The sequence below is a fragment of the Rhizobium sp. G21 genome (assembly GCF_014158035.1).
Lineage (GTDB): Bacteria > Pseudomonadota > Alphaproteobacteria > Rhizobiales > Rhizobiaceae > Rhizobium_E.
The window spans coordinates 2,879,750-2,891,535 of the sequence record NZ_JACFXW010000001.1 but is presented as its reverse complement, the minus strand read 5'-3'; the positions used below and the strand labels follow the sequence as shown (position 1 = coordinate 2,891,535).

6 protein-coding genes and 3 pseudogenes are annotated in these 11,786 nt (G+C 62.2%); 3 read left to right on the top strand and 6 right to left on the bottom strand.

Annotated features, from left to right (window positions below):
- The first annotated feature begins 33 nt into the window (after positions 1-33).
- Both H2O14_RS14655 and H2O14_RS14650 read left to right on the top strand, forming a co-directional pair.
- A pseudogene (locus H2O14_RS14655) lies at positions 34-422 on the top strand (ester cyclase).
- Between the two features lie 151 nt (positions 423-573).
- Positions 574-1,951 (top strand): annotated as a pseudogene (locus tag H2O14_RS14650) (GH1 family beta-glucosidase).
- Between the two features lie 423 nt (positions 1,952-2,374).
- On the opposite strand, the gene H2O14_RS14645 reads toward H2O14_RS14650, so the two are convergent.
- The gene (locus tag H2O14_RS14645) at positions 2,375-4,843 is read right to left on the bottom strand and encodes a glycoside hydrolase family 3 C-terminal domain-containing protein (protein ID WP_182828231.1); all 2,469 of its coding nucleotides are present in this window, start codon (positions 4,841-4,843) and stop codon (positions 2,375-2,377) included.
- Between the two features lie 136 nt (positions 4,844-4,979).
- On the opposite strand from H2O14_RS14645, the gene H2O14_RS14640 reads away from it, so the two are divergent.
- Complete coding sequence (locus tag H2O14_RS14640; protein ID WP_182828230.1) at positions 4,980-5,600, top strand: TetR/AcrR family transcriptional regulator; 621 nt, start codon at positions 4,980-4,982, stop codon at positions 5,598-5,600.
- A 54-nt stretch (positions 5,601-5,654) separates the two neighbouring features.
- Here H2O14_RS14640 and H2O14_RS14635 read toward each other — a convergent pair.
- The 5 genes and pseudogenes from H2O14_RS14635 to H2O14_RS14615 all read right to left on the bottom strand — a co-directional run bounded on the left by H2O14_RS14635 (position 5,655) and on the right by H2O14_RS14615 (position 11,569).
- Positions 5,655-8,879: pseudogene (locus tag H2O14_RS14635) on the bottom strand (efflux RND transporter permease subunit).
- Positions 8,880-8,896: 17 nt separating this feature from the next.
- The gene (locus H2O14_RS14630) at positions 8,897-9,877 is read right to left on the bottom strand and encodes an efflux RND transporter periplasmic adaptor subunit (protein WP_182828229.1); all 981 of its coding nucleotides are present in this window, start codon (positions 9,875-9,877) and stop codon (positions 8,897-8,899) included.
- 8 nt (positions 9,878-9,885) lie between these two features.
- Entirely contained in the window at positions 9,886-10,086 is a 201-nt protein-coding gene (locus tag H2O14_RS14625; protein WP_182828228.1) for a DUF2892 domain-containing protein, read from the bottom strand.
- 117 nt (positions 10,087-10,203) lie between these two features.
- Positions 10,204-10,785 carry a DUF922 domain-containing Zn-dependent protease gene (locus tag H2O14_RS14620; RefSeq protein ID WP_246697397.1) on the bottom strand — a complete coding sequence of 194 codons (582 nt, stop codon included), beginning with the start codon at positions 10,783-10,785 and terminating at the stop codon, positions 10,204-10,206.
- A 238-nt stretch (positions 10,786-11,023) separates the two neighbouring features.
- On the bottom strand, positions 11,024-11,569 hold the full coding sequence (locus H2O14_RS14615) for a class I SAM-dependent methyltransferase (RefSeq protein WP_182828227.1): 546 nt from the start codon (positions 11,567-11,569) through the stop codon (positions 11,024-11,026).
- Positions 11,570-11,786 lie beyond the last annotated feature (217 nt).

Here is an 11,786-nt window from a genome sequence, read left to right as displayed (position 1 = left end):
GCAGCCCCATCGAGATTGAGTTCCGGAGCCGATATGCACGACAATGCCGATCTCGCCGATCGATACCGCGCCTATATCGATTGCCTCAATCGACAGGACTGGGACTCACCGGCCTCTATGTCGATGGTGACGCGGAACACAATGGCAGACCCTTCGGCCTTGCCGGCTATCGCGCCATGCTGGAGCAGGATTTTCGAGATATCCCCGACCTTCGCTTTTCGATCGGCCTCATGGTGTGCAATCCCACCCATGTCGCGGCCCGTCTCGACTTCGACTGCACGCCGGCAGGCGTGTTTCTCGGTCTCCAGGTCAACGGCCGCAGGATCACGTTTTCCGAAAACGTCTTCTACGAATTTCACGCCGGCAAGATCCGTAGCGTCTGGTCGGTGATCGACAAAATGGCGATCGAAGCGCAGCTCTGATCACCGGCAGACATTGTGGCATGTATCCACATGACGCGCCTGCAACGTTGCAGATTTAAACATTTCAGCCTGTACAAGCCTTTTCCGCTTGGTTAAACCGCAACGAAGGCGGGCCTCGACACCCAGCCGCAACCACACTGGGATTTGACGCATGGATCCGAAGCTTCTCGCCGCCCGCTTTCCCGGAGATTTCGTCTTCGGCGTCGCCACCGCCTCCTTCCAGATCGAAGGCGCGACCAAGGAGGACGGCCGCAAGCCCTCCATCTGGGACGCTTTCTCTAACATGCCGGGCAGGGTCCACAACCGCGACAATGGCGATGTCGCCTGCGATCATTACCATCGCTGGGAACAGGATCTCGATCTCATCAAGGATCTGGGCGTCGAAGCCTATCGCTTCTCCATCGCCTGGCCGCGCGTCTATCCGGATGGGACCGGCCCGCTCAATGAAAAGGGCCTGGATTTCTACGACCGCCTGATCGACGGCTGCAAGGCGCGCGGCATCAAGACCTTCGCAACCCTCTATCACTGGGATCTGCCGCTGGCGCTGATGGGCGACGGCGGCTGGACCGCGCGCTCGACCGCGCACGCCTTCCAGCGCTACGCCCACAGTCATCAGCCGTCTCGGGGACCGGCTGGATGCGGTGGCGACCTTCAACGAGCCCTGGTGCTCGGTGATCCTGTCGCATCTCCTCGGCATCCACGCGCCCGGCGAGCGCAACATGCAGGCGACGCTGCACGCCGCCCATTACACCAATCTCGCCCATGGTCTGGCGGTGGAGGCCATCCGCGCGGAAGCGCCGAAGCTGCCGGTCGGCATCGTCTACAACGCCATGTCGGTCATAGCCGCATCCAACAGCGAGGCGGACCAAGCCGCCGCCGTGCGCGCCAATGATTTCCACAACGGCATGTTCTTCGGCCCCGTGTTCAAGGGCGAATATCCCCAGGCGCTGCTGGATGCCTGCAAGCCCCTGATGCCGAAGATCGAAGACGGCGACATGAAGACCATTTCGCAAAAAATCGACTGGTGGGGCCTGAACTACTACACCCCCATGCGCGTCGCCGCCGATCCCAATCCGGACGCCCCCTACCCCGCCCATATCCAGGCCCCGCCGGTCCATCCGGAAAAGACCGATATCGGCTGGGAGATCGACAGTTCGGGCCTCAGCCACATCGTCCGCGATCTCTACGCCACCTATGACCTGCCGGACTGCTACATCACCGAAAACGGCGCCTGCTACAATATGGGCGTCGGCGACGATGGCGAAGTCGATGATCAGCCGCGCCTCGATTATTACGCCGACCACCTCTCGGTTACCGCCGACCTGATCAAGGAAGGCTATCCCTTCCGCGGCTATTTCGCCTGGTCGCTGATGGACAATTTCGAATGGGCGGAAGGCTATACGATGCGCTTCGGCCTCGTGCATGTCGACTACGAGACCCAGGTCCGCACCGTGAAGAAATCCGGCAAATGGTATAGCGAATTGGCGCAGGAGTTCCCGAAGGGCAATCACGCCGCGCCAAAAGCGTGATCCACTACGTCCGGCGAGACGCACGGCTCGCCGGCCTCGGATCTCCAGACAGAACCCAATGACAGACACTGGACCGCTTCTGCTTCTCGCTCACGTCACGGGCTGGGCTGTGCTGGCCGCAGCGGCCATGAAGTTGTCGGGCGATTACACTTTCGCCAGTTGCTGGCACATAGCGCTGATTTACGTCCCGCCCCTGGCTCTGTTCTATTTCGGACTCATGGCGGCCAGCTTGTTGTTCGCGCTCGGCGTTGCTCTGATTGGCAAATTCAGAACGAAGCGACGGTTGTTTCTCGCGGGCCACGCTTTAATTCTGTCCACCGGTCCTGTCGCTTGCAATTTTGCCGCCCATCTGGCCTCTGGCGACGTCAGTTGCCTCTAGCTGTCGCAGTGCAGGCAGGGCGAATGCTGGCGCGATGATGACCCTCACTTTTCCACCCAGTCTTCCTCAAGCGATATTTTAAGCGCAAACCGCTCGTCCCGCGCATTCGCCGCGACCACCAGCTCGTAATCGCCCGCATCCGCCCGGAACGCCTTGGCTTCGACATCCCAGTAGGCGAGATCGCGAAGGCTGATCTTGAGCGTCACCTCGGCGCTTTCCCCTGCCGCGAGCTTGACCTTGGCGAAGGCCCGGAGCTCCTTGTCCGGCCGCTCTACCTTGGCCGCGCGCGGCCGCACATAGAGCTGCACCACCTCCGAGCCCGCGCGCGCTCCGGTGTTTTCCAGCCACACCGTGACAGTCACACCCTCTGCGCCGATGACATCCGACGACGCCTTGGCGTCGGTCCATGCGAACGTCGTGTAGCCGAGCCCGAAGCCGAACGGAAACAGCGGCTCGATCCCCCGCGTATCGAAATGCCGGTAGCCGACGAAGATCCCCTCGTCATAGCGCACATGGCCGTCGACGCCCGGATAACTCAGTGGCTCGCCGGTAAAGACGGGCATGTCCTCAAGCGTTTTCGGGAAGGTCTGCGGCAAGCGGCCAGAGGGCTCCTGGTCGCCGAACAGCACATCGGCCACTGCATGGCCGAGTTCCTGGCCGGGATACCACATCTGCAGCACGGCGCGGACGTCATTCAGCCAGGGCATTTCCACCGGCCCGCCGGTCTGCAGCACCACTACCGTATTCGGGTTGGCAGCCGCCACCGCCGCGACCAGTTCGTCCTGACGGCCCGGCAGCCGCATATCGGGCAGATCCTGGCCTTCCGTATCCCATTGCGCCTCGCGGCCGACGAAAAGGACGGCGACATCCACATCTTTCGCCTTGGCCACCGCCGCCTCGATCGCCTCGGCGCCCAGCGGCTTCTGCACCCCGAAACGCAACGCCTGCAGCGAAATACCCTCGACATCGGGTTGACGCGACGCGTAGTCCACCCGGATGCGATAGGTCCTGCCCGCTTCAAGCGTCAGCGGCCGGCGGATCTCGTCATTGGCCGTGCCGAAATAGTTTTCGCCGCGCCGCCAGTCGGTCCAGCCATCGACGATGAGTTTATCGTCGACGAAGAGCTTGGCGAGACCGGCATTGGTCATGCCGAACAGATGCTCGCCATCTTCCTGAGCGATGAAACTCAGCGTCATGCGCGCCGAGAAATCTCGTGGATCGAGGACCTCCGACGGAAGCTCGAACCAGAAGAATTCGCTCTTGGCGGTCGTCTCATGCGCGATCACGGAGCCGGCGCAATCCGCGCCCTGGAAATAGTCGACCGCCACGTCCTGCTCGAACAGGCGCACCAGCCGGTTGTTGTCGGCGCCCTTTTCCTCTTCGGTCGAATTGGCGTTGGCGAGCGCCGCGCGAATGCCATCGGCCGGGCTGACCTTGTGCAACGCATTGATCTGCGCCGAGCCGCCGCCCATCACCCGCGCTTCCCCGGCATTGGGGCCGATCAGCGCGATGCGGTCGATGGAACTCTTGGCGAGCGGCAGCACGCCGTCATTCTTGAGCAGCACCGCCCCTTCCGCGCCGATCTCGCGGATCAGCGCCCGATCTTCGGGGAGGTCGAGTTCGCTTTCTCTGAGATCCGGCGCCGCGGCGAGTGCGCCGACTTTGTCCATCAGTCGGAGCATCCGCAGCGCCGATTGCCTAATGGTCTCGAGCTTGACCGAGCCCACCTGCGCCGCATGAACCAGCTTGTCGCCGCGATCGCGCGTCGGCCCCGGCATTTCCAGATCGAGCCCGGCGTTGATGGTCTCGACGGTCGAATGCGATCCGAACCAGTCCGACATCACGATGCCGTCGAAGCCCCATTCCTCGCGCAGAACCTGGGTCAGCAGCCAGCCATGTTCGGACGTGTAGGTTCCGTTGAGACGGTTGTAGGACGACATCACCGCCATGACGCCGGCCTGTTTTACCGCCGCCTCGAAAGGCGGCAGGTAGATTTCGCGCAACGTCCGCTCGTCGACGTCGGACGACATCGTCTGCCGCTCGATCTCGGATTCGTTGGCCGCGAAATGCTTGATGGTGGCGGCGACGCCGTTTTTCTGCAGGCCGTCGATATAGGCCACGGCCAGAGCCGAGGTCAGCGCCGGATCTTCCGAATAGCATTCGAAATTGCGGCCGTTCAGGCCCGAGCGATGAATGTTGACGGTCGGCGCCAGCAGCACGCTTGCGCCCTTGCTTTTGGCCTGCCCCGCCAGCGCCGCGCCCATGCGTCGGGCCAAGGCCACACTCCAGGTCGCGCCGAGCGAAATTGCCGAGGGAAAACAGGCGGCCTTGACGCCGCCGACCAGCGAGCCCGCCCCGCGTGCGCCATTCGGCCCGTCCGACACCTTGATCTTGGGAATGCCGAGCCGCGCGACCGGAACCGTGGTCCAGAAATCGGCGCCGGACAGCAGGCTTACCTGCTCTTCCAGCGTCATCTGGTCCACCAGCGCCTCGACATCGATGCTCTTCGACATGTCGTCCTCCCACCTCAACTCGCTTATTCCGACTATTTACTAGGTTTTTGGAAAGCCTGTCAAGCGCTTCTCGGGGCTTGCGAAAGCGCGTCAAACCGGCAAAAAGTGGGGAGGGGCAATCATGGAGAAGGCCGGAATGACCAAGTCCACGGACGGGCCGCGGCGGCGGCGGTCGCCCAAGGGCGAGCACAGGCGTGAAGAGATTTTGGACGCCGGCATGCGCATATTCGCGCGCGGCGGCTATTCCAGCGCGTCGATCGCCTCGGTGGCGGAGGAAGTCAATCTCACTCTACCGGGCTTGCTGCACCATTTCCCGACCAAGGTCGATCTGCTTCTCGCTATCCTGGAACGCCGCGACATCAATTCGCTGGCGCTGGTCGGCTCGCTCGACGGAAATTGGCGCGAGACGCTGAAAGGCCTCTGCCGCGTCAATCGCGCCAACACGGAGATCCCCGGCGTCGTCCGGGCTTTTTCAATTCTCAACGCCGAAAGCTTGATCGAGGATCATCCCGCCGTCGGTTGGTTTTCGACACGCCTGGCCGGGGTGCGCGAACGGCTCGCAGGCGGAATCCGCCGCGGCGTCGAGGCCGGCGAGGTGCGCGCCGATATTTTCCCCGAAGATATCGCCGCCGAAATCATCGGCATGATGGACGGTCTTCAGGTCCTCTGGCTGCGCGCGCCCGGGCAGACCGACATCGTCGCCATTTTCGACGGCTATATCGATCGGCTGATCCATGACCTGGAAGTCAAATCCTGACGGCCGACCCCGGAGAAGACTGTCCCGGGGCCGCAAAGGCGCGCATCATCTCTGTCAGCTTCTCAGCACGCGGTAGATCGCCGGGATCACCAGCACCGTCAGCAGCGTCGACGAGATCAATCCGAACAGCAGCGAAATCGCCAGTCCCTGGAAGATCGGGTCGGTCAGGATCACCGCCGCGCCGATGATCGCAGCCAGCGCCGTCAGCAGGATCGGCTTGAAGCGGATCGCGCCCGCCTCGATCAGCACCTCGCTTATCGACCGGCCCTCGTGATCGGCGTGGCGGATGAAATCCACCAGAAGGATCGAGTTGCGCACGATGATGCCGGCCAGCGCGATGAAGCCGATCATCGACGTCGCCGAGAACGGGGCGCCGAACAGCCAGTGCCCGCCGAGAATGCCGATGAATGTCAGCGGCACCGGGGTCAGGATCACCAGCGGCAGCTTGAACGAGCCGAACTGCGCCACGACGAGGATATAGATGCCGAGCAGCGCGATCAGGAAGGCGGCGCCCATGTCGCGGAAGGTCACCCAGGTCACCTCCCATTCGCCATCCCAGAGCAGCGTCGGGCGGCTCTCGTCGCTCGGCTGGCCATGCAGCGCGATCACCGGCTTTTCGAGACCGGTCCAGTCCTGCCTGTCGATCGCCTCCTGCACCGCCAGCATGCCGTAGAGCGGCGCTTCGAATTCGCCAGCCAGTTCCGCCGTCACCATGTCGGCGCTGACGCCGTTATGGCGGAATTTCATCAGCGACGTCGTCTCTTCGCTGATGCGCGCCACATCGCCGAGTTCGACGACGCCGCGTCCACCCGGCAACACATCGGCGGGCATCGGCGTCACCAGAAAGCGTTCGTCGAGCGCCTTATCGGCCTTTTCGCGCTCCAGCCGGATCGGGATCGGCATCCGGCCCCCGCCGCGATGCGAATAGCCCGATCGTCTTGCCCCGGGTGAGGATCGAGATCGTGTCGAACACGTCGCTTTCCTCAACGCCGTAGAATTCCGCGTCGTCGGTGGAGACCGTCAGCCGCTTGCGCGGCGCCGCCCGGCCATAGGAATTGTCGACATCGACGATGAAGGGCACGGACCGGAACGCCGCCTCCACCTTGGCCGCGGTCTGGCGCCGCGTCTCGGTGTCGGGACCATAGATCTCGGCGAGCAGCGTCGCCATGACAGGCGGGCCCGGCGGCGGCTCGACCACTTTCAGGCTCGTCCCCTCGGGCACCGGGATGGAGGCGATGCGCTTGCGCAGATCGAGCGCAATCTCATGGCTGCTACGGTCGCGCTCGCCTTTGGGCGTGAGATTGACCGCCACATCGCCCTGATGGGACGCCGAGCGCAGATAGGAATGCCTGACCAGACCGTTGAAATTGAACGGCGACGCCGCGCCCGCATGGGTCTGGGCCGACACCACCTCCGGCATGTCCAGCGCCATCACGGCCACCGCCTGCGCCACCCGGTCGGTCGCTTCCACCGAGGCGCCCTCCGGCAGGTCGAGCGTCACCGAAAGCTCCGACTTGTTGTCGAAAGGCAGGAGCTTGACCGTCACATGCTTGGTGTAGAACAGGCTGAGCGACGCCAGCGTCAAGGCGCCGACGACAAGCAGGAAGATCCAGCTCCGCGCCTTCGACGCCAAGATGGGCCGGGCGACGGCGGCATAGGCCGCGCCGAGCCTCCCACCGGCTGCGTCGTGACGACCATGGACGACAGCCGCCTTGCCCGCCACCTTCAGCATCAGCCAGGGCGTCACCATCACCGCCACGAAGAAAGAAAAATCATCGCCGCCGATGCATTGGCGGGGATCGGGCTCATATAGGGGCCCATCATGCCCGACACGAACAGCATCGGCAAAAGCGCCGCCACCACGGTGAGCGTGGCGACGATGGTGGGATTGCCGACTTCCGCCACCGCCTCGATGGCGCTTCTGCGCCGGCTGCGACCGTCGCCCATGCCCCAGTGGCGGGCGATATTCTCGATCACCACGATGGCGTCGTCGACCAGAATGCCGATGGAAAAGATCAGCGCAAATAGCGACACGCGGTTGAGCGTGTAGCCCATCAGCCGCGAGGCGAACAGCGTGAGCAGAATAGTGACGGGAATGACGATCGCCACAACGAAGGCCTCGCGCCGCCCGATCGCCAGCCAGACCAGCGCGATGATCGACAGCGTGGCCAGCCCGAGATGATAGAGCAGCTCATTGGCTTTCTCATTAGCCGTCTCGCCGTAGTCGCGCGTCACCTCGACGCGGATGTCGGAGGGGATGAGCCTGCCCTTCAACGCCTCGACCCGCGCCAGCACGGCTTCGGCCACCAACACGGCATTGGCCCCGGGACGCTTGGCGACGGCGAGCGTCGTCGCCGGCTGCCGCTCGACGCCGTCCTTGCCCTTGTTCAGCGTCGACACCAGCGCCTCTGTATCTTCAGGCGCGAATTCCACCGTCGCGACATCGCGGACATAAACGGGCCGCCCGTCGCGGGCGGTGATCAGCAGATTGCCGATCTCGGCGGGCGTCGACAGCGTTTCGCCCGCCACCACGTCGATCTGAAGACCCTTGTCGCGGACCTGTCCGGCCGGCGCGGCGCGATTGGCGCCCTCGACCTTGGCGGCCAGTTGCTGCAGCGTCACGCCATAGAGCGCGAGCTTCTCCGGCTGCGGCGAAATGCGGATGATCTCGTCGACCTCGCCGACAAGATAGGTCAGGCTGACATTCTCGACCTTGGCGACATCGGTCCGGACCTCCCGGATGATGCGGGTGAGATCGGCGGCGCTGACGCGTCCTTCGGCTTCGGGTTTAGGCGACAGCGTCAGCGTCACGATCGCCACGTCGTCGATGCCGCGTCCAATGATTGCGGGTTCGGGAATGCCGACCGGGATGCGGTCGAGATTGGCGCGCACCTTGTCATGCACGCGCAGCACCGCAGTGTCGGAGGATGTGCCGGTCAGAAACCGCGCCGTCACCATCACCCGGTTGTCCATAGACTGGGCATAGATATGCTCGACGCCGTTGATGCTCTTGACGATGGTCTCCAGCGGCTCGGTCACCAGCTTTTCGGCGTCGTCGGCCTTCAGCCCCGGCGCGTCGACGATAATGTCGACCATCGGCACGGAGATCTGCGGCTCTTCCTCGCGCGGCAGCGTCAACAGCGCCACCAGCCCGAAGGCGAAGGCGGCGATCAGGAAAAGCGGCGTCAGCGGCGATCGGATGAAACCGGCCGTCAACTGGCCGGCGATGCCCAGCCGGCCTTGCGGACGGTCGGCGTCTTCGGCTCCGGATATGGGCATATTCGTCTCGTTCGCGCTCACGGCGTCACCACGATATCACCCTCGACGAGGCCGGTCAGGATTTCGGTCATGGCGGCGCCGTTGCGCGTGATGGTCGCGCCGCGGACCACCGCCCGCTCGACCACTTGATCGCCCTCGCGCACGGCGGCAAAATCGACGCCGGCGCGGAGCGTCAGCGCTTCGGCCGGCGCAAACAAAGCCTCGCGTTCGCCGACCGGCAGGTCCACCAGCACGCGGGCGCCGACGAAATCGGTGTCCAGCCCCTCGACCTCGACATCGGCCGTCACCCGGCCGCCGGAGATTTCCGGATAGATCTTGGCGAGCTTGCCGCTCAAAGCCTTGCCGGCCGTCTCGATGCGGATATCGGCGCCCTGCCTGAGGAACTGCGCATGCCGCTCGGGAATGGCGAGCCTCAGGAAGAAGCCGCCGGCGGCGATCGCAGCGACGCTTTCGCCCGCCATCAAGACCGCGTCTCGGGTGACGGGGACGCTCACCACCTTGCCGCTCGCCGGCGCCAGCACCACGCCTTCGCGCTGCTGCTCGACCAGCACCGAGCGCTGCGCCTGGGCCGCGCCGATCTGGTTGATCGCCACGTCGACCTGGGTGCGCAATTGATCGACGCGCTGGGCGGTCGTCGCCCCGCTCTTGATCAGTTTCTCGGCGCGACCGAGTTCGGCGCGCGCATTGTCGAGCGACGCCTGGAGGCCGAGCAGCTGAGCGTCGACCGCCTCGATCTGAAAATCGATCTTGTCGTCGCGGATCCGCGCGATCGACTGGCCGGCCTCGACCTCGTCGCCTTCGGTGACCTCCAGCGAAGACAAGACACCGCCGAGCCGCGCTCGGGCCAATACGGTGTTCCGCGCCTGCACCTGGCCATAGACGGCCTTCATCTCGACGACCGTTTCGACCCTGACGACATGGTCGCCGGCCAGAGCCGAAAGCGGCGGGAGCGACAGGACCAGCGCGGCGAGGCAGGCAGTGGCGATCCGGACGGTCATCGCGCGCCTCAGAATGCGGCGCCGGGGCGCAGGCCCAGCTTGCGCAGCGCCATCGCCGCCGGGCAGAAGCCGGTGACTGCGGATTGGATCAGGTTGGCCCCGACGAAGACCGTGAGCCAGACGAAGCCGGGATGCACGAAATAGGTCAGCGCCAGCGACGCCAGAACCATGAAGCCTGCGAAGAGCAGAACGGCGCGATCGATCGACATGAGAAACTCCTATATTTTCGTATTTACGTTATTATGTAGATACTACTCACAAGATGTCAACGCCCGGATGACGACCCGGCGAAATAGCGTCATTGCCCGAAGGATAGCGCCTTTTGCTCAGCCGCCGTTGACCAGCATCAAGATCAGCTGGTGGACGGCGCCGTTATCGCTGAATTCGGCGCGATCATAGTCGCGCTGCCGGGCCCGTTCGCGCTGGGAAATGTCCCGCAACCGCTCGGTGAGCGTCGCGCGGATCTTCTTGCAGGAGGGATCATTCTTCTCCTCCAACCCGACGGACACCGCCAGGATCTCCTCGACCATCTCCTTGATGATCTGGCCATGCACGCGCTCATGCGCTTCGACGCCGGCCCGGAACCGCGCCCAGTTCTCGGCCGTGGGCGACGCCAGGGGCCCCTTCGCCTCGGGCAGCGTGTAGGTGATGACGAGATTGGGTTTCGCCGCCGCCAGCACGCAATCATCGCCGCGCCGCCGATAATCCCGCCGCCAGGTGAGCTTGAAGCCGGTATGCGCAATCACCCGCCCCGCCCCGAGCCTGGGACCGTTTTCCCCGATCGAGGCATAGAGTTCGGGGCCGGTGCGGCCGGAGACGGCGTAGACGCGGATTTGTTCTTTTGCCGAGACGCCCTCGGAATGGGCTGGCCAGGCCGCAAAATATAAGACAAAGAAAAATAAACGCATTATACAATGCATTAGAAACACCATCCACCAGATGAAACAATCAAATGTAATAAAATAAATATTTTTAATAAAAAATTCGAAGCAATCTCCAACAAAATATATCGCATAATTGCAACAAAAAGTCTCAGAATTCCGCAAATCTAAAACCAAAAATCACGGTTTCATCTCGACTATTTTATTTTTCTCGCAAAACCCATGCCATACTTTTCGCCCATCCACACATAATTCTTATTACGCTTCACCAAAGTTCAACTACCTTACGGACGCCAGCCGTTTGCCGCAGCAACTCCGGAGCATCTACCTTACCCCAGGTTGGAGACTTCGCGTAGCACCAGTCTAAATCATCAAATATAATAACACCGCCAGGGATCAATACCAAATCTGTAAGATAAAATGCCAAAGCATCTACATCCCAGGTGTGAGCTCCATCCAAAAAGCAAAAATCGAAACTCTTATTTTCTGCAACTGCGTCCATCAAAAACCAGTTATACCCAAGTTCGTGAAATACGAACTGAATGTATGCATCCAGGCCAATACTACGCGATAATTCGGGTCCAGTTGGCACCCGGTCCCTCGCGTTTGGCATATCCACCGAAACTAAGCTCCCCTCACCTAATTCATCAAGCGCTCCCGCTATGTAGCAGGACCCCACACCACACGCGAAACCTAATTCTAATGTGTTTTTAAGTCTATTCTCAAGGATTGTTTCATAGATCAATCGTCCCTTCTCAACCGTTGTGTGAGGTATGCCGTTAACGCGACTCGCTATATCGGAAAACTTCATATCCGCACCTCCTCTTCAAATACGTTATTTAAAATGTACAATTCAAAACCACGTTTAGTCAAACTACAAATTGAGAAAAAGGGGAGGGAACGGAGTGAGCCACGAAAGAATGACAGCTTGGGAACAAAACCCGCTCCACTTCGCAAGGCCTCAAGCTGGCAAAGCCAACGACATTCCCAGAGAACGTTTGGAAAAATAAAAACCACCCGCTCCCAAA

Excerpts from the sequence above, each read along its gene's own strand:
- H2O14_RS14630 (WP_182828229.1), bottom strand. The coding sequence starts at position 9,877 with ATGACCGTCCGGATCGCCACTGCCTGCCTCGCCGCGCTGGTCCTGTCG.
- H2O14_RS14620 (WP_246697397.1), bottom strand. The coding sequence starts at position 10,785 with ATGCGTTTATTTTTCTTTGTCTTATATTTTGCGGCCTGGCCAGCCCAT.
- H2O14_RS14640 (WP_182828230.1), top strand. The coding sequence starts at position 4,980 with ATGACCAAGTCCACGGACGGGCCGCGGCGGCGGCGGTCGCCCAAGGGC.
- H2O14_RS14625 (WP_182828228.1), bottom strand. The coding sequence starts at position 10,086 with ATGTCGATCGATCGCGCCGTTCTGCTCTTCGCAGGCTTCATGGTTCTG.
- H2O14_RS14615 (WP_182828227.1), bottom strand. The coding sequence starts at position 11,569 with ATGAAGTTTTCCGATATAGCGAGTCGCGTTAACGGCATACCTCACACA.
- H2O14_RS14645 (WP_182828231.1), bottom strand. The coding sequence starts at position 4,843 with ATGTCGAAGAGCATCGATGTCGAGGCGCTGGTGGACCAGATGACGCTG.